This window comes from Bacillus sp. DJP31 (assembly GCF_049310945.1).
GTDB lineage: Bacteria > Bacillota > Bacilli > Bacillales > SA4 > Bacillus_BS.
Window position 1 is genome coordinate 13,557 of sequence record NZ_JBMERO010000020.1, and the last position, 25,957, is coordinate 39,513.

A 25,957-nucleotide genomic window follows, 5' to 3' on the forward strand; every position below is an offset into this window, starting at 1 on the left:
TGCCAAGTAATGAACGTTTTCATAGGTCCAGATAATTGAATGTAGATGATAGAATGCTATTAATATATGTTGAAAAAAAAACAAAAAAATCATTAACACTGCAAGTTTTCGAACAAATTAAAAATAAGATCTTAATAAAAGAATTCCAAGTTGGCTATCGTCTTCCTTCTTCAAGAGAATTAGCTACTGTTTTAGGGATTTCTAGAAATGTAATATTGGAGGCCTATGAGCAGTTAGTTGCTGAAGGCTATTTGATTGTAAAGCCAAGGTCGGGAACCTTCGTTGCACCAGAATCTTCTTTTGAAAGAAAAGAAGAACTTCCTGAATCTACTGACCAAAGAATACAACTAGAAAAGGAAAAGGATCTGATTGATTTTAAAGTTGGAAATCCAGAATTTTGTTCGTTTTAAACTAGTAGGCCAAGCTGCTGGGATGCACTTAGTTGTTGAGTTTGAAAATGTTTTATTCACTTGTTCATTACTAGAAAGGATCAGACAAGTTTGGGTGTCGTGGTCTATCCTGTGGAGAAATATGCCATGCAAAAAGGATTACATACCCACAAAATAGTATTGGGATACGAAAAGCTTGACAGAACTACAAATAAAAGAGGGTATCAAACGTCTGAAAAAGGTAATTTTAAATTTAAAATAGAATACTAGTAAGTAACAAGAACAAGCTTTAAGTAAAGGGGAAAAGCTAAAAATGGATCCTTATAAAGGGAGAGTTAAGGCAGCAGAAGACTGGCTTCAAACACATAAAATTGATACGTGGCTTATTGTAACAAGAGAAGGGACTGATTCTTCTGTTCCATTTTTGCTTGGAATTAGGTCTGTTTCTTTAGCATTTATTTTTATTCGTAGCAATGGTGAACACACCGTATTAACCTCGAAAAGTGATCAAGGAAACTATGAAGCGACCGATCTATTTCCTCATGTTCATGTATTTGGGGAAAATGTTGAAGAAACGTTTTTGCATATATGGAATGAATTAGACTGTAATAGACTGGCTCTTAATCTATCTGAATCAGATGAAATGTCAGGTGGATTGACTCAAGGCCTGTTTGAATGGGTGGAGAGTATGATTGGCGAAAATTCATTGGCTGAAATTGAAGTGTCTAGTGAAGGTTTTTTGAAAGAACTCTTGAAAACAGAGATTGTGTAGAGGAGAGGTGAAGGGATGTTTGAAATTCAAAAAGAGAAGCTAAATCAGGCTGAACAGTACTTAGATGAGTATAATGTTGACGTTTGGTTAATCGTGGCAAAGGGTGGAGACGACCCGTGTTTACCTCTTATTTTAGAAGTAAAAGCAGGAGGAGTATTTGCGATTTTACTTACTAGGAGCGGGAAAAGAGTTCTCCTTTGTAACAAAGAAGATGCTTATAGTTTTGAGGAGACAGATCTTTTTGAAGTGAAAATTACAAATAATCTAAATGAGTGTCTTCAAACAGAGATTTCGAAATTAAATCCCACTACCATTGCTTTAAATGTTTCTAAAGAAGAGCATCTAGTAGATGGATTGACTGCTGGACGGTTTCGTTGGTTGATACGGACATTAAAGAATGATTTTAAAGGAGAGTATGTTTCATCAGAGCGTATTCTAACGAAGCTTAGAACGATTAAATCTAGTAATGAAATTGCTCGGATCCAAAAGGCTATCACTGTGACAGAAGAGATTTATCAAGCTGTTTTCTCTGAGTTGAAGGCAGGAATGACCGAAAAAGAGATCGGTCAGCTTTTTGTTCGTGAGATGGAGATGCGTGAGGTGGTAAATGGGATTGACCGGACGTTATCCATGCCAATTGTGATGAAGGAGAATATCGCTCATCGTGCTCCTAGTGAGGCGACCGTTCATCCTGGTGATCTGGTCATCATGGACTTTAGTGTTGATGTGGAAGGTTATGTTTCTGACATCGCTAGGACAGTATATTTTCTAAAAGAAGATGAAGACAGAGCTCCACACAAGATAGAACAGGCTTTTCTAGCAGTTCATGAAGCAATTTCAAGAGCGGCATCAATAATAGTGCCTGGTGTTATGGGGTACATGGTCGATGAGGCAGCTCGTAATTACTTTGTTTCAAATGGGTATCCAGAAATTACTCATGCGACAGGGCATCAAATTGGAAGAGCTGTCCACGATGGAGGTGGATTGTTTGCTCCTAGATGGAAGCGCTATGGGAATTCCCCTTTTGTTGAAATCGAAGAGGGTATGGTATTCACGATCGAGCCTACCTTGTTTTTAGATGATGGAATTCATTTTATTGTTGAAGAAAATATTGTTGTTACGAGTACTGGAATCCAATACTTGACGAAAAGACAAAATGAACTAATTCTGATTCCAGCCAATTAAATCTCTGCAACAATTAAAAAAATCGGGATACACCCGATTTTTTAAGTAACAGCTCCAGTTTCTGTCACGTTTGAATCTGCTACATCCGGATCGTTGTTTAAAGAAGAACTTAATCCATTGTTGGTTTGAACAAAGTAACCAGTATTAAATCCCCCTGAACCTGCAACGACCTTGGATGAAGAAGTTGGAGAAGTATTCAAAGAATCACCTGTAACAATGATTCCTTCATTACTATTAAAGACGATGGGTCCTACAATTATACAAGGCATAAAAACACTCCTTTTAAAATCCTTATGTTAGTGTATGAAGGACGCTTAGCAATTGATTAGACAATTGTTCATTATTTGTTTATTGTTCAAAGATAAGAAAGTATAAGTTTTATCAAAATGGGTTAGTGTCTAGCTCCAACGAAGGCGCTTGCGCTTTTCTTGTAGGTGGCTTTTTCAACAAGGAGATTTTTTATCTTATTATAATATAGAAACTCTTGGTTTTTTTTGGTATGATAAGACAAAATATTCATAAAATTAAGTAATGAATCAGCATTATTGAAAGCGTTTTCTATTAGGGGGGAACAAAGTGGAAGTTATAGTGAAAAAAAGGTTACGGATTTGGCCAACTAAGAAAAGATGGCAAGTCACAGTGTCTGTTTTATTGGCGATATTTATGATCTCCTTGTTACTAATTGGCTATTTCTATTGGATGTTAAACAAAAGTGCTCCAATAATTGAGGGCTCTTTGGAGATTGAGGGGCTAACCGAGCAGGTATCGGTTTATCGTGATTCAGCTGGTGTTCCACATATTGAGGCAAAGAATCAACAAGATCTTTTTTTAGCTCAAGGCTATGTAACGGCACAAGACCGGATATTCCAAATGGACTTAAGCAGAAGACAAGCCTCTGGAATGCTCAGTGAGGCTGTTGGGGTTCAAGCACTAGACAGAGACAAATTTTTCAGAACACTAGGTTTAAGACGAGCTGCTGAGAAATCGTATGAAATATACTCTGAGGAAGCAAAGCAGGCATTAGCCGCCTATACAGAAGGGGTAAATCAATATATTAAACAGGCGAAGGCAGAGGGTAGCCTACCCATAGAATTTACAATTTTAGGATATGAGCCAACAGAATGGTCGGAGATTGATTCACTGACAATCGGTAAATATATGGCTTTTGACCTTGGAGGCCACTGGGAGGGACAAGCATTTCGCTACCATCTCTTACAAAAGTTTTCAGAAGAAAAAGCGCTGGAGCTATTTCCAAGCTATCCTAAGGACGGGCCTACCATCATTCAAGCACTAAAGGATACAAATCTAGACATGGAAAAAAGCTTTGCTGGGGCAGTTATTCCGCCTGAGTGGAACGGTAGCAATAACTGGGTTGTGAGTGGTGAAAAATCTATATCCGGGTTTCCACTTTTAGCAGATGATCCACACCTCGGGTTAGCTACACCTTCTATTTGGTATGAAACACATTTATCGTCACCCGAAATAAATGTGAGCGGGGTCATTTTTGCTGGGATTCCAGGAATTATCCTAGGTAGGAATGAAACGATATCATGGGGAGTCACAAACGTTGGACCAGATGTTCAGGACTTATATGTTGAAAAAAGAAATCCAGAGAACGAGCATGAATTTTTGTATAATGATCAGTGGGAAAAAGCAGAGGTTATTACTGAAACTATACCAATTAAAGGAGAGGAGCCTTTAGAGTATGAAGTGGTGATAACCAGGCATGGGCCACTTGTTTCTGAATTTGCCCATTACGAAGAGGCTGAAACAGCTTTATCGATGAGGTGGACTGCATTGGATCCCTCATCTGAGCTCGAGGCGGTTTTAATGTTCAGCAAGGCGAAGAATTGGGATGAGTTTAAGGAAGCATTAACATACTTCCAAACTCCAGCTCAAAATTTTGTCTTTGCGTCAACAGATGGAACGATTGCCTATCGTGCAAATGGTTTTATTCCCATCCGAAAAAAAGGTGATAGTAGTCTTCCAGTTCCAGGTTGGACAGATGAATATGAATGGGAAGGTTATATCCCTTGGGATGAGCTTCCAACCATTGTGAATCCAGAGGAGGGCTTTATCTCAACGGCCAATAACAAGATTGTGGATGATGATTATCCTTACCATATCACTCATTCATGGGCGCAACCATACCGACAGCAACGTATCCGAGATGTTCTTGGATCCAATGAAAAATTGACAGTTGACGATATGAAACAGCTACAATTTGATCATTACAATCTGCAAGCTGAAGAGTTTGTGCCTATTTTCATGGAGCATGTGGATGTGGAGTCTTCAGAACTAAGGGAAGTGGATCTAGCAGCTCTTGAGTTATTCAAGGATTGGAACTTCACGGACGATACAGAACTAGCTGCACCACTTCTATTTCATTTTTGGATGGAGGAAGTGGCTAATCTACTGTTTAATGAGGAAATAAGTGAAGACATGCTTAAGCTTTTTAAAGGAAAAGCACAAGTGGTCGATCAACTGATTCGAGAAGCTAATGATGGGGAAGCCGGGATATGGATAAAGGAAAAGGATGGTTTACAGGAAGTGTTGAAATCATCTCTTCAAACAGCTGTTAACCGTGCATCTGAAGTTCAAGGTAACAACCCAAGAGATTGGAAATGGGGAGATGTGCACTCTGTAACATTCACACACCCTCTTTCTTCTGTTAAACCTTTGAATCTATTGTTTAATAAAGATGGATCGATCCCGATGAGAGGAAGTCGCGTTACGGTTGGGGCGGCAGGATGGAAGAGTGAAACCGGAGAAGTGAATCATGGTGCATCCTGGCGGACAGTTGTAGACATGAAAAATCCACTAGAGAGCTATAATGTAGTGGGGCCAGGTCAATCCGGACATGTGATGAGTCAATGGTACCAAGATCAGATGAAGGACTGGACAACAGGAACGTATCATAAAACAGTTATGAGTGAAAAGTATCGTGAAGAATCTAGTAAGTTACTATTAATCCCAACTGATTGATAAAGCTGATAAAAAAGTAAAATTGGCTACTGTTCCTTACTTCTATTGTTAGATCCCGCCAGAAATTTTTAGCGGGATTTTTATATTGAAGTATTTTAGGGAGTCTATGTTGATTGGAGTGGAAAGCGAGCATCCTATCGCTGAAATCAACCACTCAACAAATTGGTTAAATAGCAGCAACAAAGCTTACGAAAACAGCCTTCATAAAACACATCAAGCTTTCCGAATTCCGAAACTTGTAGAAAAAAAAAGGAATAAGAGTTTTTTTGTCGTATCTCTTTATAATATACTATTTTTTTAGGAGACAAAAGGATGCTGGCAGAGAAACTTTTACTTCACGTTCTAATTATCTTAACACCGATCCTCATATATTATGCCCTTTTTGAAAGTCGTAAACTAGGAAACTCTCCCTATCTAATTGGGATTTTACATGGTATCGCTACTTTTTTATGTATGATTTTTGCCTATGAGAGTTATGGTTTATATTGGGATCTTCGCTATGTTCCCTTAGTTCTTGCAGCACTGTATGGGGGACCAATCTCCGGAGGGATCGTGTTCATTGTTATTTTAGTAACCCGAACATTGATTGGTGGAGATGCTTTGTTGTTTGGTTATATGAGTGCTATTCTAGCTTCCATTGTACCTCTTCTATTTTCAAAAAAGTTCATTACCATAAGACCTAAAAAACGAGTAAGTACTGCAGTGCTTATTGGTTTTTGGCCAGCATTCATTCAACTATGTATCTTAATTACTTATGTGACACTATCTGATGTCTCTAGTAAAAGTAGTCTTGAAATCTTCATGTATGTGACGTTTTTTGGATTAATTCAATTAGTAGCGGTTGCCTTTGCAGCTACCTTATATGAGGCAAATATAGAAAAGCAACAAATGAAAGAAGAGATTAATAGGAGTGAAAAACTGAATACACTCGGGGAGTTGGCAGCTTCCATTGCGCATGAGGTGAGAAATCCCTTGACTGTTGTAAAAGGATTTTTACAGCTCATGAATGAAGATGAACAAAACGACAATAAGAAGTATCTCTCTTTAGTGTTAAGTGAGCTTGAAAGAGCAGAAGCCATCATTAGTGACTATTTGAATTTTGCTAAACCACAGTTGGAGATAGTCGAAGAATTTAGCCTGTCAGAAGTCATACACGAAAATATCGCACTCCTTGAGCCGTTAGCAACGAAGAATGGAGTTGTCTTAGTTGAAAGCTTAGAAAAGAATATAATAATAGAAACAGATCGAAACAAGCTTAAGCAAGCACTTATCAATATTATAAAAAATGCAATAGAAGCAACGAATGACGGAGGTAGTGTCTCTGCCATACTTAAAAAAGAGAAGCACTTTGCAAAAATAATCATTCGGGACAATGGAAAAGGGATGACACAAGAGCAGGTTTCTCGTATCGGTACATTATTTTACACAACTAAGGACAAAGGAACAGGACTTGGAACGTTGGTTTCGATTCGTATAATTGAAGCAATGAAAGGCAAGATGACGTTCTCAAGTAAACAAGGTGTTGGTACAGAGGTAACCATTCTCATTCCTTTTATCCAAGAGTGACATTTTTATGAAAATTGACAATGAGAAAAGAGGTCAGCTACTAAGGCTGACCTCTTTCTCATTGAATGGGAATAAACTTTGTTGGATCTGTCTGATTTTCTTTGTAGAATGAAACGATGACAGGAATCATTTCTAGTAAATCAGGGCAGGTGATATTAGTACCTTGAAGATCTCTCTGTGCTTGATTACAGTCAAATGATGCATTCCAAGTAAAATAATCAAGTGTTTCGAGCTCAACACGAAGCCATTTCCTTATAAAGGATATTGATAAAAATGATTTGACAAGACTTACTGGAACAGTGCCCACAGGTTTCTTATTAATAAATTCCTTCATCATGGCCTTATAAATATCTTTCACTGGGTATGGATGTGGATTGGTCAAATGATACACATTTCCTTCTCCAATTTGAGAATGACTCAGATAGCTTGTTGCTCTTATAAGATAATCAATTGGCACTAAATTAAGAGGGTGGACGCCACTCCCCATGTTTGGAATGATGGGTAGAAAACGGAGGCGATCAAGGAAATTCAGGATAAAATACGGTCCGTCAAATTTGGCAGTTTCCCCTGTTTCAGAGTGTCCAACTACAATTCCTGGTCTGATTATTGTAGTTGGTATGAGATCCATTCGCGCTTGAACAAGAAGTTCTGCCTCGTATTTTGTTTGGTCATAATGATTGTGAAATTGTTGACCCATTTGGAGCTCATCCTCTTTAATAAGGCCAGTCCGTTTCCCAGCGACATAGGCTGTGCTAAAGTATATGAACCGCTCAATTGAAGAAATTGTAGCCACAAAGGTAAGAACTTGTCGTGTTCCTTCCACGTTTACTTTATGGGCAATAGCTTTTGGAACAGCCAGATCATAAATAGCAGCAAGGTGGTAAAAATGAGTTACATAAAGCTGGAGTTCCTTATGTAATTCAGGCTTTATACCCAAATTACTCGCTGTAATATCTCCCTCTACAAGGGTAAATAGATCACTACTAACCTTATGTTCCTCACAAATAGAAGAAAGCTCATTCTCAGCTTTTTCCTTCATCGAAGGCAACACTAGCAAGTATACTTGTTTAATAGGGGAGTAGTCTTTTAAGAGCTGAATAATAAGCTGTGTAGAGATGAATCCAGGAAACCCTGTAAAAAAGTAAGTATGATTCATTTTTTATCACAATCCATTCTAGGGTTTATTTAAGTTTATGACTAATAATGTTGCAAAATTCTGAAAATGTATAATAGAATAATAACATGGAGGGATGTATATGAGGAAGTATTTAAAAGAGTTTATAACATTCCATGATGTATGGTTAATGCTTTGTTTTATCCTACTAGCACTCATTGGAATGGCTTCGGTTTTTACAAATGTGTTCTTGTGGCTGTTTTTTATATTAGGAATCATTCTTTATATTATAAGTGAGTACACAACTCACCGGTTTTTCTTTCATATGAAAGCACCAAAAAACAAAGTGTTTCTTGCTTTCATGAAACGAATTCATTATGACCATCACGAGGACCCAGATGATTTAAAGCTATTATTTTTACCAATATGGTATAGCTTGCCTCAACTATTTGTATTACTCTTAATTGGCTTTCTTTTTACAGGTGAGATGGCTTTTGGGTTAGCCTTATTTGTAGGTGCAGCTTGTACACTTCTTTACTATGAATGGACACACTATATCGCCCATCGACCTGTTCAACCGAAATCTGCTTGGGCAAAGTGGGTAAAAAAATTGCATCTATTACACCATTACAAAAATGAAAACTATTGGTTTGGAGTGACAAACCCTTCCATGGATTATCTGTTTGGTACGATGAAGGATGGCAAAGATGTGAGTAAGAGTGAAACCGCTCGCAAGTTAGATGTATAAAGAAAAACGACAAGTGCCAGAAGGACTTGTCGTTTTTTTCTTATTTTAACTTATTTCTTCTTCTTAAATTTCATTAAGCCTTCATAAACAATTGGAACAATCACTAGTGTTAGAAGAGTTGAACTCGTCAATCCTCCTATAACAGTTACACCTAATCCTTTCGAAATGAGACCACTACCTTCGAGTCCAACTGCTAGTGGAGCTAGAGCACCAATGGTTGCAATAGCAGTCATTAAGATTGGACGAAGGCGCGTTCCACCTGCTTCTAAGATGGCTTCACGAGTTGACATACCTTCTTTTTCTTTATGAATAACGCGGTCAATTAATACGATGGCGTTGGTCACAACAATTCCGATTAACATTAAAGCACCGATTAACGAAGAGATACTTAATGTTTCACCAGCGATTAATAAGCCTATCAATCCACCGATAATGGTGAATGGTAGGGAGAAAAGAATAGCAAATGGTGCGAGTCCTCCACCAAATGTGATAACAAGGATCAAGTATACAATCGCAATCGCTGCAAGCATAGCCAATCCTAATTGAGTGAAGGATTCTTGAATATCCTCAGTGACTCCACCCATTGTGACCTCAACATTTGCAGGAAGCTTTAATTTATCCACTTCTGCTTGTAAGTCTTGTGATACTTTTGCAACATCCTTTGTAGTAATCACTCCACTTACACTCGCGAAAATTTGTCCATCACGACGTTTTACTGTATCAGATGTACTGCCTTCATTAAGTTCAATAACATCCTTAATTTTGACAGCTTTACCAAGTGGAGAGGTAATCGTTTTATCAAGCATTTCGTTAATATCTGAATATTTTTCTGCTTCTACTTCTAAATAAACATTAATGTCTTCCTCATCTTTTGTAACAGTTGTTAGGATTTCACGTTGATTAAAATTACTTAATGCCATTCCAATTTGAGCAGCAGATAAACCTAGCTCGCTTAATTGTTCCTGGTTGGCAACTAAAGTGTACTCCTCATATGTGTCAGAGATACTGGATTCTACTTTTGTTAGGCTATCCTGCTGTTCCATAATGGCAAGAATGTCTTCAACAACAGGCTCAATGTCTGTCATGTCCTCACCAAAAATTTGCATAGATAGACCGTTACTAGCTCCAGCTCCTGAGAAGTCTTGACTTGCCCATTCACCTTTTTCATTTAACGCCTGTAAGTCCTTGATAACTTGTTCTTTTTCAGTACTAAACTCTTCTGTTTCTGGATCATAGCTAATAAAGAACATCGCTTGATTGGTTTGACCTGGATTCATAGGGTTCTCAGATCCAAGTGAAAACTGAATCGTTTCGACATCTTTGCGAGCTTGAAGCATTTCCTCTGCTTTTGTTGCAATCTCTTCAACTTCTTCTAGTGTTTGTCCAGGTAGCGGCTTATAAGTAGCCACGACCATTTTTTCCTCATCAGCTGGTAAGAAGCTAACTCCGATAATCGGAACTAAGAATAAGCTACCAACTAACATCCCAACAGCAATTAATGAAGTAATGATTTTATGATTTAAAGTCCAAGTTAGTAGACTGTTGTAAGCACTTTCTAATTTTCTTGGCTTGTCTTCTTCATGCTTATGAGGTAAGCCTTTTTTAAATAAAGCATGTGACAGCATTGGAACAATCGTAATTGCCACTAACAAGGAAGCCAGTAGAGAGAAAACAATTGTCAGTGCAAAGGGTAGAAATAATTCACCAATCGTTCCCTTTACTAAACCTAAAGGTAGGAATACAGCGATCGTTACAATGGTTGAAGACATGATCGGCATAAACATTTCTCGTGTAGCATCTAAAATCAACTCACGACCAGTAAGCTTCTCATCCTTCAAAGACATACGTCTGAAAATATTCTCAATAACAACGATTGAGTCATCTACAACACGACCAATGGCAACAGTCATAGCACCAAGTGTCATGATGTTCAGTGTGATATCCATTTGTTTCAAAATCAATACAGCTATTAGCAATGACAATGGAATCGAAATAACTGAAATAATCGTAGTACGGAAATTTCGTAAGAACAATAAGATGATAAGCATCGCAAAAAGTGCCCCAAATAGTGCCTTGCTTAGCATCGTGTTTACGGATTCTTCAATGGGCTTTCCTTGATCAAAAATAGGAGTCATTGTAAGTCCGTCTATATCTTCTTGAAGCTCTGTATTCATTTCTTTCACTGCGTTTACAACATCTACTGTATTGGCATCTGCTGATTTGATAATCTGAACACCAATGGAAGTTTCTCCATTCGTTCTTGAAATTGATTTTGATTCACCCACTAATTCGATCGTTGCAATCTCACTTAATTCAATAGTTGGGATTGTAGTAGGTTGATTGCTTGCTGGCGGTTGTGCTCCAGCTTGTGGAATGGTCGAACCAGGCCCAGCACCCATTGGTTGACTTGGGGCTGACGGTACAACAGGAATCTTTAACTCCTTTAGATTCTCAAATGTGACTATGTTCCCATCTATTACTACAGACTTTTGCATTTCGTCAAATGTATAAAGGCCTAGAGGCATCGTAATATCAGAGCCTTGGATCATTTGCTTAACTGTTTGTTCACTTAATCCAAGCTCTTTTAATTTTTCCTGATCAAAGGTTAATTGAACCTCTTTTACTTGCTGTCCTGAAATTTGAATGGAGGAGACTCCTTCAACCCCTTCTAATGAAGGAAGAATGTTTTCTTCAACTTCTTTCGTTAGTTCTGCAAGAGATTGCTCAGAGTTTGATATACTTAAAGACATAACAGGGAAGGCATTGAAGCTTAATCGCGAAACGTTAGGCTCTTGTACGCCTTCTGGAAGAGTTAAAGACGATACAGCTTTTTGAACCTCCTCCTCAGCTTTGTCCATATCTTTGCTAAAATCAAATTCGATTTGAATATTAGAAGCATTTTGGAAGGAAGAAGAGCTAACTACAATTACTCCTTCAATGCTCTTTACCTTTTTCTCCATCGGTTCTGATATTGATTCGGCAACTTGCTCAGGAGTAGCACCTGGATAGATTGTTGTAACTGAGACTAAAGGTGTCGTAATACTTGGGATTGTTTCGAGCTTCATATTTAAACCAGAATATAAACCTGCTACAGTAATAATTAAGGTAATAAGCCAAACTGCAAACTTATTGTTTAAAGAAAAACGAATAATACCTTTCAACTTGTTCACTCCTCTAATGTGAATTGACTACTTGGTCATAACCACTTATAATATTACTGACTGACCAGTCATAAGTCAAGCTGTTTACACAACATTAATATAAAAGCGCAAGCGCCTTATCCAGCCCAGGCATAGCAATGTTCTAAAAGCGAAGAAAAGGGCGATCTTCCCTTTTATTTGATTCAGGTTATTTGACCTCAGGCGGGCTAGGCGCTGGAGCTAGATCAATAACAAAATCATGAACAAAACGTGATTATAAAGGGGATATATATATGAAAGAGAAGGATTTGATCATCATTGAAGAAGCGATTAAGCTTTTTGCGAAAAAGGGCTTCTCTGCAACCTCAATTCAAGAAATTGCAACAGAAAGTAGAATTTCAAAAGGGGCATTTTACCTTCATTTCAAATCAAAGGAAGCCCTTTTATTAGCTATTCTGCATTACTACTTTGACTCCTTACAAAAGAATGTTCTTTCTATTGAGGATGAAGGACTGCCACCTAGAGCAAGGTTTACTAAGCAAATAAACGTTATGTTTGAAAATCTCTTGCAGCATAAAGAGTTTATTATCATGCAATCAAGAGAGCAAGCGATTCCACTAAATGAGGAAGTAAAGGAACTGATCTATAAAATGCAACTATCCACTCATGAATTTTATCGTAATAATATAGTAGAAATTTACGGTAACGAAGTTGAGAAGTATGTATGGGATTTGTCTATTATACTCGAAGGTATCTTTCACTCGTATATGAAGCTTCTGTTCTTAGGTCAACAAGCAGTAGATATGAGCAGAATAGCTCAATATATGTTAAATCGACTAGATGATTTGGTTAACTCTTTAGTAAACGGAGAAGAAAAGCCATTAATCACTCATGAGACCATTCAAACCATATTAGAAAATTCAAATATGTGCATGTTGCTTGAATCGGATAACATCTCTGCTGTATTACTTGAAATGCGAAGTGAGTTAGCCAATTCCAACGATAATGAGGATTTGCTTGTGTCACTAGAGGTAGTAGAAGCTGAAATTAAACAAGAGATTCCAAGAGCAGCCGTCTTACAAGGCATGCTTTCAAATTTTAAAAAGGAACCGAAGTTTGAAAAATATATTACTAGAATTACTAAGCTATACAATTTACAAAACTAACTGGACTTTTAAAATACTAATAATTAAAGAGGGATATACAGATGATGGAAAAGAAAATAGGTTTTATCGGTGGCGGAAAGATGGCTCAAGCCATGATTGCTGGAATCATTCAGTCATCTATCGTGAAACCAAATCAAATTATGACAAGTGCACGTTCAAATGAAACCCTTCTTAGTGTAAAAGAGAGATTTAATGTGAACATTACATCAAGTATTCAAGAGGTTGCGAGGTGCTCAAACATTCTCTTTCTTGCAGTCAAACCGAACTTATACTCAAAAATCATTGAAGAAATTAACGAATATGTGAGTCCCGACACCCTTGTTATCACAATTGCGGCTGGTATTGACCTTGCCTTTATGGAGAATCAATTTGCAAGAGCCGTAAAAGTTATTCGGACCATGCCTAATACACCATCGCTTGTTGGTGAGGGTATGAGTGCACTATGTGTAAATCAATTTGTAACCGATCAAGAACGTGATGAAGTAGTGGGTCTTTATAACAGTTTTGGAGAATGCGTTGTAGTTGATGAGGCTTTAATGGATAGCATACCAGCCATAAGTGGATCTTCACCAGCCTATGTGTATATGTTTATTGAAGCGCTTGCAGACGGTGGAGTTAAGCAAGGAATACCTAGGCAGCAGGCATACAAGCTAGCCGCCCAGGCTGTGCTCGGAGCAGCAAAAATGGTACTTGAAACAGGAAAGCACCCGGCTGAATTAAAGGATGATGTTTGTACACCAGGCGGAGCTACGATTGAAGCGGTTTCTGAATTAGAGAAAAATGGATTTCGTTCAGCCATATTATCAGCCATGGAGAGTTGTACGGATAAGGCGAAAGCATTGGCTAAGAAATAACCCAGTGAAATGGGTTATTTTTCAATCTATTTTTAAAAGGTACATAGTAGAGATTTTGGCAGAAAAGAAAAAATCGGTGCTCTTGGAACTATCCGAGTTCTTATCGTTTAAGCAAATAGGAGCAGAGTAAATCACTCCAACTAAATAAAGAAAAATCGCTACATATGCGGGTAGCAAGTGAGTAAATGTAGTATAACCAATTACGAAGTGCGTAGCTAGGCCAGCAAGAAAAGCGGGAATAGCTCCAAGTGTTAACGTCCACCACACCCAACTTTCTCCCTTGCGATAGCCCCATAAAGCGAGCATTAACACCAGCAACCCAACACTCAAAAGTGCACTTCCAAAGCCAGCACGGTCATGTGCAATAACAGGAATTAGTCGATTATTAAATTCGTTCATAGCATCAGGTGTCACACACATATAGGCTAGGTCAGTTGGGACAAATACTGTAGTAACCCCGACTAGAGAAATGACAATTCCACCAACAACTAAAGAAAAACCTAGGATAATAAACGATAACTGACCAATCAATCCTTTCTGCCATCTACGGTTGTTATAAAGGTTTATTCCACTTGGCGAATTCACTGCCTTTCGTGTCTTAACGAAACCAGTAATAAAGAGCGACACTAAAATAAGCCAAAATAAACCGTGTAGATAATCAAAATAACCGTAGCTTATGAAGGAGAGAATACCAAGAAAACTTATCACGCCCCCTATATTAATGGCTCTTCTCGCCCAATGAATCCCCTGCTTAACGCCGTTACGAGCAAGCTGCATATAAAGAATTCATCCAGAAATCATCGTACCTGAAAGCGTCATCCTGTCATGTGCCATGAAGTAGAGGACTGATGGGTTAAACTCAAGTATATCTCTCCTGAAAATTCTGAGAAACATTTCATCATATGGAAGGATCACTTTCGTCATGCTAAATAGAAGGGCAACTAAACCTCCGAGGGTAATACATAGCCCCGAACAGCCAATACCACACCCAGCCATCTATAATTACTTCTTCGTGAGAAATCTTAGACTTGTATGCTTCGTTCATACGTTTTGGAAGTCCGGGTCCTGAAAAAACATAATCAAAGGTTAATAGAACAAGAGAAGCCCCTAATTGTAACAAGGCGATAGCATCAACTGGTTCTTTAATCCCTCCAACCGTGACAATTGGAAAACCATGCCCTTTTATGGCTTTAATACGTTTTATCCCTTCACTAATATGGGAGTGCTGCTCTTTCGTTTCAAAAAATTGCTCTTCATCTATCATAATTCCATCTATTTCATTCCTATCTAAAATGTCGAAGCTTAGTAGCTCACAAAGTTCCTTAGCAGGTATTGAGAGAATAATGGATTTTCCACCAAGACTACTTTTAAAATGTCGCAGGTTCGAGGCACCATGAAGTGAGCTATGTTTTATAACAAAGACATCCGCATAGTCTGATAGTTCAGTAGCTAAAGAAATGATATCTTCAAATGCTCCATCTAGTTTTAAAAGAAGAGGAACCTTCTTCTTTTTCAGTGAAAGTAATTTGTTCTTCGCTTCTTGAACACTTATTGAAGTGATGGGGGATATGGTTATCGTTTCAGCTTCTGGATTTACAGATAAGTCTTGTTCAATTTGCCCATTAACTGTTATAGGGCCGACTTCAATAAATCCAAAACCAAGGTGTTGAAAGGCTTTTATCCCTGATAGATGGGGATCAATCTTTCCACTAAGTCCCACTGGAGAGGGAAAGTCGATGTTAAATAGATCTCTAGACAGCTCTTTTGAAGTTTCCATGTGTCCAAGGAAAGTGATAAAGGCTGATCCACCAGGCAATGATGATATCGTATTCATACCACGATGAATGAACTCACGAGCGAACTTAGGTGGAAGCTTTTGGAGAATCGGCTTAAATATTGTATGATACGACCAATCTGGCATTGAACTCATCCTTCAAGATTGTTTTTCTCTATTCTAACATGAAGAAAACGTGTGATTCACTAAGAACCATCTGTTTTTTTATCATTGAAAATGGTGGATTTTCTTATTTGGGAGTCTTCTGTCGGAAAATGATAAATCCTTTGGTCATCACTTCTTGGTGTCATATTTTTCTGGAAATAGGTAGAAAAGTAATTAGAATTCGTTACATGCTGCTAAGAAAGCTGATTGAGACAAAGGGGAACTCGATTTATTTGGGAGAGGTAGCTTTAGTAGACAACAGCTCGATAATCTCACAAATGAATGTGTTATTTTATAATACACTTTTTGATGAAAATGCTTCATGTCATCTTGCTATTGGAAATGCCTATTCGAGTAACTTTGAAGGTGGAGTAAGTATGAATAAAGAAGAGCTGAAAAAGCATGGAATTAATCAAAGTATTATAGATGAGGATTTTATGATCGGATCCGATGATTTACTAATAGAGGCAGAAATGGTTGAAGGTATTAAGGAGGTTATTATGAAAGATGGTAGTTGGATGATTTAATGAGCAGAGCCCAGTTGAAAAAAATTTCAACTGGGTTCTTTACTATCCCTCTAACTGAATATGCAATGGTGGGGGTACAAGCCAACCTTTTTCTTTATTCAGGCGTAAAGTTTTTGCAGCGAGTGTAGCTTTTTCTGTATGAATTTGTCCAAACATTATAGCGATATCTTCTCTAATACATTGTGCCATCATTGAACTGCATGCTATAAGACCAGCACCAACATCAGCCAATAGAGACATACCGATTTCATTGTCTAAAACCCTAGCACCTGCAGGGATTTCCTCAACGGATGCTTTTGGTCTTTCTGGTGGAGTTGGAGGAAGACCTACTCCTATCTCTAATAACAAGCCCTCGAATTGCTTTGATTCCTGTTGACCCTGTTCAATAAATTGTCCAAGTAACTTTTGTAAGTCCTTGTCACCAGCATGATTTTGAAGTGTTTGATGAAAAGCAATCATTGCCTTAACAGCCATTAGGGCTTCCCACAAACCATAGGTTCTTCTTTAGGATTACCGCTTAAAATACCCATTGTATAGCCTCCTCTGAGATATATATAGAACGTCTGACATTCTAGTTGCATTTGTTAGAGTATCCTTGAAATTTAATAATATAAAACCAAATAGTGGGATAAATGTTTTTTTTATAAAAAAAGAGCCATATCAGCTCTTAATGTGGTAAAAAGGCTAATTGATAAAAGAACAAAACGGCGAAAATGTATACCAAAGGATGAACCTCTCGCCATTTTCCCTTTGCTACCTTTAGTAAGGGATAAGCGATAAATCCTAAGGCAATTCCTGTAGCAATACTTGACGTTAAAGGCATACTTAGGATGATTAAAAAGGCAGGAAAGGCTTCGTCTAGTTCGTTCCACTTGATATGAGCGATGCTACCAATCATGAGACTACCAACAATAATTAAAGCGGGTGCTGTAATTGCCGATATACCCGATACTGCACCAACGAGTGGGCCGAAAAAGGCTGAAATAATGAACAATCCTGCAACCGTTAATGTCGTTAAACCTGTTCTTCCTCCAGCGGCAACTCCGGCAGATGACTCAATATACGCACTTGTTGGGCTTGTTCCGAATACAGCCCCAACAGTTGTCGCTACTGAATCTGCTAACAAAGCTTGTCTTGCTCGAGGTAATTTTTTGCCTTTCATAAGACCTGCTTGCTGGGCAACACCAACCATGGTTCCTGTTGTATCAAAAACCGTAACGAGGAGGAAGGAAAAGACAACAGCATATAAACCATACTGAATGACATCACCTATTGCCGTTAAAGGATTTACGATAATAAGTCCCTCTGGAAGTGAAGGAAGGTCTACAAATCCATTTTCAAAGGATAATTCGCCAGTAAAATAGGCGATCATGCCTGTAATAATCATTCCAATGAACAATGCTCCATTCACGTTTAAGGCCATTAAGGTAATGGTTATAGCTTACCAGTCAAAGCTAACAATGCTCCAGGTGAGTGTAAGTCACCAAGTGTCACAAGATTTGTTGGATGATCGGCAATTATTCCAGTATGCAAAAATAGGCAGTAAAAGAGTAGATAAAATTAGTATGTCGCAATATAATGAAAGTATAATTTAATAGCTTCGGAAAACGAAGGGGAGTAGCTTAACAATAAAGTCGTCATGACGTGATTGTAAAAAATCGCCGGCTTTATTGGACAACATTATTTGTTGTTTGCAAGACCTTTATCATGAAAATGGTAAAGGGATCTCTTTTGTCTAAAAGCCTTTACCAAAATTGGTAGAGGCTTTTCTTTATGTATTTCAGTATTTCAATTTTTCAATGAGGAATAATAAATAAGGGGTAAAATACAAGAACCGTAAGTAGAATGTAATATAAAAGGGGGATGGACAATGGATTTTTTTTCAATTGAATTTTTTACAGCTTTATTATCAATCATTATGATTGACCTTGTGCTTGCAGGAGATAACGCCATAGTAATTGGTTTAGCAGCACGTAACTTACCAAAAGAAATGCAAAAGAAAGTTGTATTTTGGGGTACAGTTGGGGCAATAGGAATACGGGCAATTGCAACATTATTAGTGGTTTGGCTTTTACAAATCCCTGGATTATTGTTAATAGGTGGGGTACTACTTTTATGGGTAGCTTATAAACTCCTTATTGACGAGAAAGAGCATGAGGTAGGATCCGCTACAAATTTTTGGGCTGCAATCCGTACCATTATCATAGCTGATGCTTTAATGGGACTTGATAACGTAATTGCTGTAGCAGGTGCAGCACATGGGAATTTTGTACTAGTTGTTTTAGGGTTAATTATCTCAATTCCAATCGTAGTATGGGGAAGTACAATCATCTTAAAATTTGTAGAAAAATATCCAATCATCATCACAATTGGTGCTGCAGTTTTAGCTTGGACAGCTGCTAAAATGATCGTCAAAGAGCCATTCCTAATGGATTACTTTATAAATCCATTTATTAAATACGGATTTGAAATACTTCTTGTTGCTATAGTACTTGGACTCGGCGCCTACATGAAGTCAAAACGTGGAACCCAAGAAAAACAGGCTGCATAATCAGTTTTAGTAGATAAAAAGGAAAAAAGGCAATCAGCTTATATTTCACCTGATTGCCTTTTTTTACTATTAGTCCTTTATCACTGTAAAGCGACGGGGGCCTGGCCCCCGATGTTATTATGGGCATTAGAGCAGCATTCTTGATGAATAATATAACATTCAAACTAACATCTTTGTTAAGGATGGCTTCTTAAAGGTAGGCACTTGAGTATTTCGTGAGTATGGTCTAATTTGCTTTGTTGTAATAGGGGTAAGCAATGAATTGTGCTTGCCTTTTTTAAGGTTTAATTTTCTAGTGAGCTATATTTTTCAAAAGAATTAATATCTCTTACTGTATTAGCAAATAATATCAAAGAGGTGATTATGTGAATGAGAACAAATTAAGACTGACATCTTCTGAAATAGGAACACTGTGGGGAGAGTATGTAAACGGTACAATGACAGAAGTGGTACTTAGATATATGTCTTCTATTATTGAAGACAAGCCAATCAAGGCAATTTTTGAGGAAGCTATTAAAACGTTTGAAAAACAAAAGCGAGAGATCGTAATTTTTATGGAGGGCGAAGAATTTCCAGTTCCAATTGGATTTACTGAATCTGACCTCTTTACATGTAAAAAGAGATTGTTCACGGATATATTTTGTCTGAATTATTTACATGTCATGACATTGCATGGGTTGCTTGGGCACAGCACTGCATTAGCTGTTTCAGTTAGAAAAGACTTAAGGGAGTTTTACGATTCATGCGATAATGATGCGAAAAGGATGTATCATCTAACAATAGAGTTATTGCTTGAAAAAGGAAGCTTCCAGAGAGACCCTTTATTTTATCCTGCAAACAACCCACAGTTTGTTTCTAACCAAGATTTTACCGACGGTTACTTTGGAAAAGGGAGAACGTTGGCTGCAACAGAAATCATAAGTATTTCTTTTAACCTCAAGAAAAGTATTATGGCTAAAACACTTTCTATAGCATTCAGTCAAGTCGCAGAAACAAAAGAAGTAAGAAAGTTTTTAATGGACACCGAGAAAACGGCCGATGGTCAAATAAAAACATTTAATAAAATTATGCAAACCGATAATTTACCAGTCCCGAGATCTTGGGAAACAGAAGTCACATCATCAACGGATTCTCCTTTTTCCGACAAGTTGATGCTCTACCATATTGGTTTCTTATTTCAAGTAGCACAAAATTATCACGGTGCTGGCCTAGCATCTTCTATGCGAATGGACCTTGTAACTATTTATGAAGGCACCATTCTAAAAAATCTGATGGTAACGAAAAAATGGTTTAATATTATGGTCCAAAATAAATGGTTAGAACAACCTCCACTAGCTCCAAATAGAAATGAAATTGCGAAAAAAGTTTAATCCTATAATTACAATAAAATGCTAAAAGCAGTGTAATTCAACTTTCGAATCCCACTGCTTTTAAATTTGAGTTTTTATCCTTAAAAAAACTACAAGTTATCAGGCGATCTTCAGTATTAACGTGAATACACTTCATAGATGCCGAATTTTAGATAGTCGCCTTCTTCTGCTGCAAGAAGTTTTGGATGGTCATAGCCGGCACCACTCCAATGGATTTCGCGTAAAACCTTCCTTGCGTCAACAGCAGCTTCTTGAATCACTGATTTGAATTGGTCTGGTCTTAGGTGGAAGGAACAGCTAGCTGTGATAAAGAATCCTCCATCTTTGACTAACTTTAATCCATTTAAATTAATATCTTTATAGCCTCCGATTGCTTTTCGAACGGCATGAGCAGATTTGGCAAACGCCGGTGGATCTACAATGACAACATCCCACTGCTTGCCTGCGTTCACGGCCTCTCTTAGGTAATCAAAGGCATTAGCTACGACATACTCTACATTATTGAAACCATTCAGTTCTGCATTTCGTCTAGCTGTTTCAATTGCATGCTCCGATATATCAACCGCTGTAACATGTTTGGCTCCATATAAGCAACCGTTGAGCATAAAAGATCCAGTGTGAGTAAAACAATCCAATAAGGTTGTACTTGAGTCGATTAATGGCTTTATAGCCGCACGATTTTCTCGTTGATCAAAAAAGAAACCTGTTTTTTGGCCGTCTTTAATATCGACAATGTACTTTACATCATTTTCTTCAATGACCACCTCGGTAGGGGACTCACCGTACCAAAATCCCTTTTCTTGCTCAAGACCCTCAAGCTCTCGAACATAAACATCATTGCGTAAATAAATCGCCTTTGGCTGAAATAAAGCAAGCAAAGCATTTAAAATCCACTCTTTGCGAACTTCCATTCCGAGAGCCATGATTTGAACAACTAGAACATCGGCATATTTGTCCACCACTAAACCCGGGAGAAAATCCGCTTCTCCATAGATGGCTCGACAGGAATTTACGTTAGGGATTAGTTTTTGTCGTAACTCCCAAGCTTTCTTAATCTTACTAAAAAAGAATGCTTCATCGATTTCTTCTTGTGTGTAGGATAACAATCGAACAATCATTTGTGATTTTGGGTTGATATACCCTTTACCTAAGAAGTGCAGTTGATGATTATAGACATCCACGAAATCACCGGGTTCATATGTACCTTCAATTCTGTTTACTTCACTTTGATAGATCCAAGGATGCCCTTGCTCTAAACGCTTCTTCCTATTTCTTTCAAGTATAACTTTTGCCATCTTTTCATCACTCCAAAAATTCATTCGCCTTTTATCATACCGAATTGAAGGTTTGAAAGCTAGTTTTGTTCAAGAGTTAACCCTTTAACGTTAAAAAATACAAAGTCTTAAGGTATGTTGCAGCATTTTGTTATTTAATTTGAAAAAATAGAATCAACGAAATGATTTTCGAGTTTACTTGCATGACCTTCAACACTATTGCACAACTCGACTCACATATATTAGTTAGCTTAGATTTTTGTGTGGGCTTTATTAAGGGAAGGTTCTAGTCATTCTAGTACGCAATGGACAGTCACCTATCTACCCTCCAATTAATACATATATCGTATGGTATTGGAGGTGGAGCTTTAATGGCAGAGTTATACACCAAAAGCTGGATATCCGAGCATTTATCAACGTTCAAAAGCTGGGAAATCGATGCTTTTCAAAAATTTTCGACAATGGTTGCCGATGATGAAAATAAATACCCTTGTCTTCCGAGTCGTATAGGATTAGTTTCTGGGCATCTTCGTTTTGGCTTTGTTGGTGATCCTAGAAACCCTAACACTTCAAACGAAATTGCGAGCCATTTGGCAGCATACGGGGAGTGTTCAAGAGACACAGGTAAGTATGCTTCACTAGTCTTATTTTGCGAAACACCATTAGAGTTAAAAGATAGTTATGGGGTTCAAAATTACGAGGATATTTTTTGGTCACTTTTAAACCAAGTCAGTGAATTAGATGTAATTGTTTGGCCATCCCAAATTTCAAAGGACCCTACAGACCCATCATGGGAATTTTGTTTTAATGGTCATCCTTATTTTTGTTTCTGTGGTACACCTGCACATATCCATCGGAAAAGTAGACATTTTCCTTATTTTTTATTAGCCTTCCAACCGAGGTGGGTTTTTGAAGAAATGAATGATTCAACAACAATTGGCAGAGCAATGAAGAAAACCATAAGAGAACGATTACTAAAGTATGATACAGTACCTGTACATCCTTCGTTAAAATGGTACGGTCAAAGTGAGAACCTTGAATGGAAACAGTATTTTTTACACGACGATAATCATATACCCTCAAGATGTCCATTTCTCAATTCAAAAAGAGAACATCAGAATAAAAAAAATTAAAAAGCAGGCTAGACAGAAATATGTCCAGACCTGCTTTTTTGACTAATTTCTATACATATTGCCCTGATTTGGCATTTGTGGCTGACCTGTAAAAGGGACATATCCATTTGTCATTTGATTCATATCCTGCTGGGTTAGCTGTGGAACTTGATAGTAGCTCTGTTTATTTTGATACAAGAAGATTTCGTAAGCCATTTCAATATAATTTGGAACACTGTCTGCAAGCACACGTCTTACTACCGGATTCGTGACTTCAAGAGAAGTCATGGTTAACAAAGAAGCACTAGATTTTATTAAACCAAGCATATGCCCTGAAATCCCTTTATCCTTGATGTCCTCAATGGATTGATTGGGCATCTTTGGTTGACTTGGTTTTAATCCATAAATAACATTGTTATTTTGCTTCATCATATACTTTTTTGTGGGATGTGACGGGTCTTTTCCAGTCGTAAAGCACTCACACGTAACATTATAAGAATCCAAAATAAAAAGATATTGACGATCAAGTATATCGACTAATTCTGGATCTTTTACAAACATGCGAAACATCATAAATTGATCCAAAACATTAATTGTTCCAGAGAGTACCTCATGAAGGTCGAATACTTCATGACCACCATGATTCATTTGGTTTGGCATTTGGTTGGACCCGGCGATATTGATCTGGGCTTGCTGAGGTTGTGAATATTGTATTTGCATCGTTTTACCCCCCGAATAACTTTTATTGTGTTACTCAACTATTATTGACAAAAACCCACATAAACTTTCTATAGTTCTATTGGAAATTCACTTAAAAATTAGCAATGACTTCTTTCGTCTAGATGTATGAAAAGATTAACCGCCGAGCCATACTAATATCTAGTATAAATCCAAGTAGATTGGAGCGAACTATGAAGCACCAATTTCATATTCAGAAGAAAACAGGACACGGATTTCGTGTAGCTAAGGGAGATAGAATAAAGGTGATTGATGTGGAAGGTCAGCAGATTGCTGATTTTGTTGCGTACAATGCAAGTGATTTTAAAGAGAGGCTTGATTCGGTTGCAACAAGGGATACATTGCAATCAACAGAAATAAAAAAAAATTCAGCACTGTATTCCAACCTATATAAACCTATGCTTACGTTACTAGAAGATACAGTCGGTAAACACGACTTGTTATCACCTGCATGTAGGCCGGAAATGTATCAAATTCTATTTAATAAAGAGAAACCATATGAAAACTGTTATTGTCATTTAAATGAGGCAATAGCTGCCTATGGAGTACCGAAAGCTAGACAGCACTATCCGTTTAATATTTTTATGAATACAGTGATTAGTGGTAATGGACAAATTGAAGTCAAAACAGCCTTGTCAAATGCTGGTGATTATATTGAATTGAGAGCAGAAATGGATTTGATCATTGCCATCTCGGCTTGTCCTAATGAGGAAAGTGCTGGGAATGGATATAGATCCACTTCAATTCGGGTAGAGGTTTCATAAGTAATATGGAAAAAGGTAAGCAGAAATAGAAATATGCTTACCTTTTTGGTTTAGTTGTGGAAAAAAGTTAGTTCATTTTTTCCGTTCCGTTTAGAGTCATATAATGCTTTGTCAGCATTTCGTAAGACCTGATATGGATCTGTATCATCTTGTGGCCAAACGGATCCACCTACACTGCATCCAATGTTGATGATTTTTTTCTCCAGTTCAAAGGATTTATTTAGTGATTGGATGATTCTCTTACCCACTAGTGTTCCATTTTCCAATGCAGAAGTAGCAGTGGAAACAATAACAATGACAAACTCATCTCCACCAAGTCGGCAAACAAACTCTTTCCTTCGTAATGAGCTTTGTAATCGATTTGCGACTTCTTTCAGCAAACGATCCCCAAGATCATGCCCGAATTTGTCATTTACTTGTTTAAAACCATCCAAGTCAAGAAATAAAAAAGTTAAGGAATCCCCAGCTTCCTCTAAATCGGTTGAAGTATATGAATTTAGATATTGCTCTAATGCTAGCCGATTAGGTAGATCTGTTAATTTATCTTTTTGTGCTAAGATTTCCATTTTATTAAGAGCGGATTCGGTTTTGACCAAGGTTGAAAGTAGATCTCTAAGAGAATTCGAAAGGACTTCTATGTCACGAATTCCCTTTGTGTAAGGGATTTCGACCTTTTCGCCTTTTCGTAACCTTTCGGCGGTGAGAGAAATTTGCTTGAGTGGATTAGAGATAATCCCCGCAAGAAACCAACTTATTATTGCAAAAAGAATGGTAGACAAGAAACCAACGAGCAAGATATACTCTTTTAATTCTGCAACACTAAAAAACGCAACCTCTTTGGGCTGTCTCACTAATACTGTCCAATCCAAACCGGGGTAATTCAATAATCCATCTGCCAGTGCATAGCCTGTTAAGTATTGTTTTCCATCTTCCCATTCTTCAATGGACCAACCATTTTTACCAGATTGTGCTTGTTGAATAGCTGGTAGTTCTAGTTTCTTACCAATAAGATTCTTAGGACCTAGAAGCACAGTATTTTCTCTTTTACTGATGATCAATATTTCTTTTTGATTGTTTTTTTCCTCAAGGGGTTGAATAACGGAACGTTTTACTTCTTCTGCCCATTCCCAGCTTAAATGCGCTGCTAGGACACCGACAAAAACTCCATCTTTAGTCATAATTGGGGAGCTTATATCAACAAATTGCAAGGGTTCACCAGTAGGATTAGGTAGTAATTTAGATAGAAGAACAGCGTCATGAACGTCTCCTATAAAGGTTTGTTCTTTAGCTTCTGTGAATACTGGGCGTTCAGAAATAGATTTACCCACAAGAATATCATCAGTTGAGGCCATGACGGTTCCGTTAGAGTTTGTAAATCCAACCCATGAAAAGGAAGGAAAGCTCGTTTTAAGTTCATTAAGAAGCAGACGTATTTCATCTTGATTCGTAGGCTCTTGTAAGACATTTAGCTTACTTATTACAGTAATTTCTCCGTAACGAGACCACATAAAGTGATCCAACTTATCTGCCATTTGAAAAGAATCTTTTGCAAGGGATGCACCGATTTGTTTTTCAACCTCCTGACCTGATCTATTACTAATAGAAGTACTAAGAAGCGTGGTTAATAAAATGACAAATATAGAAAAAATAATGACAAAGTATGTTCTTAAGTTTATTGACAGTTAAATTCTCCCCCTTACTAAAGAATATCTACGATTAGTATATCGGATAATTGTCGATTCTTGTCGATTATGTCGCTTTAT

General features: G+C 37.6%; 21 protein-coding genes and 2 pseudogenes. 13 read left to right on the plus strand and 10 right to left on the minus strand.

Annotated elements, in window-relative coordinates; all coding sequences use genetic code 11:
* The first annotated feature begins 53 nt into the window (after positions 1 to 53).
* The 3 genes from ACOI1C_RS16290 to ACOI1C_RS16300 all read left to right on the plus strand — a co-directional run bounded on the left by ACOI1C_RS16290 (position 54) and on the right by ACOI1C_RS16300 (position 2,346).
* Positions 54 to 410 (plus strand): GntR family transcriptional regulator, encoded by a 357-nt coding sequence (locus tag ACOI1C_RS16290; protein WP_422511654.1) that lies wholly within the window; start codon positions 54 to 56, stop codon positions 408 to 410.
* A gap of 292 nt (positions 411 to 702) precedes the next feature.
* Positions 703 to 1,161 carry a hypothetical protein gene (locus ACOI1C_RS16295; protein WP_422511655.1) on the plus strand — a complete coding sequence of 153 codons (459 nt, stop codon included), beginning with the start codon at positions 703 to 705 and terminating at the stop codon, positions 1,159 to 1,161.
* A gap of 15 nt (positions 1,162 to 1,176) precedes the next feature.
* Positions 1,177 to 2,346, plus strand: coding sequence for a M24 family metallopeptidase (locus ACOI1C_RS16300; RefSeq protein WP_422511656.1), 1,170 nt, complete (start codon positions 1,177 to 1,179; stop codon positions 2,344 to 2,346).
* Between the two features lie 41 nt (positions 2,347 to 2,387).
* Here the strand turns inward: ACOI1C_RS16300 and ACOI1C_RS16305 are convergent, their stop codons facing one another.
* Positions 2,388 to 2,615, minus strand: coding sequence for a spore germination protein (locus ACOI1C_RS16305; protein WP_422511657.1), 228 nt, complete (start codon positions 2,613 to 2,615; stop codon positions 2,388 to 2,390).
* 307 nt (positions 2,616 to 2,922) lie between these two features.
* On the opposite strand from ACOI1C_RS16305, the gene ACOI1C_RS16310 reads away from it, so the two are divergent.
* Positions 2,923 to 5,331 carry a penicillin acylase family protein gene (locus ACOI1C_RS16310; protein ID WP_422511658.1) on the plus strand — a complete coding sequence of 803 codons (2,409 nt, stop codon included), beginning with the start codon at positions 2,923 to 2,925 and terminating at the stop codon, positions 5,329 to 5,331.
* 312 nt (positions 5,332 to 5,643) lie between these two features.
* A complete protein-coding gene (locus ACOI1C_RS16315) occupies positions 5,644 to 6,897 on the plus strand; it encodes an ATP-binding protein (protein ID WP_422511659.1) in 1,254 nt (417 codons plus the stop codon).
* A gap of 58 nt (positions 6,898 to 6,955) precedes the next feature.
* Here ACOI1C_RS16315 and ACOI1C_RS16320 read toward each other — a convergent pair whose 3' ends face one another.
* Positions 6,956 to 8,053, minus strand: coding sequence for an SDR family oxidoreductase (locus ACOI1C_RS16320; protein WP_422511660.1), 1,098 nt, complete (start codon positions 8,051 to 8,053; stop codon positions 6,956 to 6,958).
* Positions 8,054 to 8,153: 100 nt separating this feature from the next.
* On the opposite strand from ACOI1C_RS16320, the gene ACOI1C_RS16325 reads away from it, so the two are divergent.
* Positions 8,154 to 8,759 (plus strand): sterol desaturase family protein, encoded by a 606-nt coding sequence (locus tag ACOI1C_RS16325; protein ID WP_422511661.1) that lies wholly within the window; start codon positions 8,154 to 8,156, stop codon positions 8,757 to 8,759.
* Between the two features lie 50 nt (positions 8,760 to 8,809).
* Here the strand turns inward: ACOI1C_RS16325 and ACOI1C_RS16330 are convergent, their stop codons facing one another.
* A complete protein-coding gene (locus tag ACOI1C_RS16330) occupies positions 8,810 to 11,920 on the minus strand; it encodes an efflux RND transporter permease subunit (RefSeq protein ID WP_422511662.1) in 3,111 nt (1,036 codons plus the stop codon).
* Between the two features lie 272 nt (positions 11,921 to 12,192).
* Between ACOI1C_RS16330 and ACOI1C_RS16335 the strand changes: the two genes are divergently transcribed.
* Both ACOI1C_RS16335 and proC read left to right on the plus strand, forming a co-directional pair.
* On the plus strand, positions 12,193 to 13,065 hold the full coding sequence (locus ACOI1C_RS16335) for a TetR/AcrR family transcriptional regulator (RefSeq protein ID WP_422511663.1): 873 nt from the start codon (positions 12,193 to 12,195) through the stop codon (positions 13,063 to 13,065).
* A gap of 44 nt (positions 13,066 to 13,109) precedes the next feature.
* Entirely contained in the window at positions 13,110 to 13,919 is an 810-nt protein-coding gene (proC, locus tag ACOI1C_RS16340) for a pyrroline-5-carboxylate reductase (RefSeq protein WP_422511703.1), read from the plus strand.
* A gap of 21 nt (positions 13,920 to 13,940) precedes the next feature.
* Here the strand turns inward: proC and ACOI1C_RS16345 are convergent, their stop codons facing one another.
* Both ACOI1C_RS16345 and ACOI1C_RS16350 read right to left on the minus strand, forming a co-directional pair.
* Positions 13,941 to 14,696 carry a hypothetical protein gene (locus tag ACOI1C_RS16345; protein WP_422511664.1) on the minus strand — a complete coding sequence of 252 codons (756 nt, stop codon included), beginning with the start codon at positions 14,694 to 14,696 and terminating at the stop codon, positions 13,941 to 13,943.
* A 148-nt stretch (positions 14,697 to 14,844) separates the two neighbouring features.
* The gene (locus ACOI1C_RS16350; RefSeq protein ID WP_422511665.1) at positions 14,845 to 15,840 is read right to left on the minus strand and encodes a hypothetical protein; all 996 of its coding nucleotides are present in this window, start codon (positions 15,838 to 15,840) and stop codon (positions 14,845 to 14,847) included.
* 128 nt (positions 15,841 to 15,968) lie between these two features.
* Here ACOI1C_RS16350 and ACOI1C_RS16355 point away from each other — a divergent pair, with 128 nt between their 5' ends.
* Positions 15,969 to 16,385 (plus strand): aminopeptidase, encoded by a 417-nt coding sequence (locus ACOI1C_RS16355; RefSeq protein WP_422511666.1) that lies wholly within the window; start codon positions 15,969 to 15,971, stop codon positions 16,383 to 16,385.
* A 42-nt stretch (positions 16,386 to 16,427) separates the two neighbouring features.
* Here the strand turns inward: ACOI1C_RS16355 and ACOI1C_RS16360 are convergent.
* Together ACOI1C_RS16360 and ACOI1C_RS16365 are read right to left on the minus strand one after the other, a co-directional pair.
* Positions 16,428 to 16,915, minus strand: a pseudogene (locus ACOI1C_RS16360) (DUF3231 family protein).
* Between the two features lie 137 nt (positions 16,916 to 17,052).
* Positions 17,053 to 17,912: pseudogene (locus ACOI1C_RS16365) on the minus strand (NCS2 family permease); the annotation flags it as partial.
* A gap of 343 nt (positions 17,913 to 18,255) precedes the next feature.
* Here ACOI1C_RS16365 and ACOI1C_RS16370 point away from each other — a divergent pair.
* Together ACOI1C_RS16370 and ACOI1C_RS16375 are read left to right on the plus strand one after the other, a co-directional pair.
* Positions 18,256 to 18,936 carry a TerC family protein gene (locus ACOI1C_RS16370; RefSeq protein ID WP_422511667.1) on the plus strand — a complete coding sequence of 227 codons (681 nt, stop codon included), beginning with the start codon at positions 18,256 to 18,258 and terminating at the stop codon, positions 18,934 to 18,936.
* A 365-nt stretch (positions 18,937 to 19,301) separates the two neighbouring features.
* Complete coding sequence (locus ACOI1C_RS16375; protein ID WP_422511668.1) at positions 19,302 to 20,306, plus strand: DUF3231 family protein; 1,005 nt, start codon at positions 19,302 to 19,304, stop codon at positions 20,304 to 20,306.
* A 116-nt stretch (positions 20,307 to 20,422) separates the two neighbouring features.
* Here ACOI1C_RS16375 and ACOI1C_RS16380 read toward each other — a convergent pair whose 3' ends face one another.
* Entirely contained in the window at positions 20,423 to 21,601 is a 1,179-nt protein-coding gene (locus tag ACOI1C_RS16380) for a class I SAM-dependent rRNA methyltransferase (RefSeq protein WP_422511669.1), read from the minus strand.
* 350 nt (positions 21,602 to 21,951) lie between these two features.
* Here ACOI1C_RS16380 and ACOI1C_RS16385 point away from each other — a divergent pair, with 350 nt between their 5' ends.
* Complete coding sequence (locus ACOI1C_RS16385) at positions 21,952 to 22,713, plus strand: YqcI/YcgG family protein (protein ID WP_422511670.1); 762 nt, start codon at positions 21,952 to 21,954, stop codon at positions 22,711 to 22,713.
* A 42-nt stretch (positions 22,714 to 22,755) separates the two neighbouring features.
* Here the strand turns inward: ACOI1C_RS16385 and ACOI1C_RS16390 are convergent, their stop codons facing one another.
* The gene (locus ACOI1C_RS16390) at positions 22,756 to 23,412 is read right to left on the minus strand and encodes a spore coat protein (protein ID WP_422511671.1); all 657 of its coding nucleotides are present in this window, start codon (positions 23,410 to 23,412) and stop codon (positions 22,756 to 22,758) included.
* Between the two features lie 191 nt (positions 23,413 to 23,603).
* On the opposite strand from ACOI1C_RS16390, the gene ACOI1C_RS16395 reads away from it, so the two are divergent.
* Positions 23,604 to 24,194, plus strand: a complete 591-nt coding sequence (locus tag ACOI1C_RS16395) for a DUF1989 domain-containing protein (protein ID WP_422511672.1) — start codon at positions 23,604 to 23,606, stop codon at positions 24,192 to 24,194.
* A 50-nt stretch (positions 24,195 to 24,244) separates the two neighbouring features.
* Here the strand turns inward: ACOI1C_RS16395 and ACOI1C_RS16400 are convergent, their stop codons facing one another.
* Positions 24,245 to 25,726: a sensor domain-containing diguanylate cyclase gene (locus tag ACOI1C_RS16400; protein ID WP_422511673.1), complete on the minus strand. Its 1,482-nt coding sequence runs from the start codon at positions 25,724 to 25,726 to the stop codon at positions 24,245 to 24,247.
* Positions 25,727 to 25,957 lie beyond the last annotated feature (231 nt).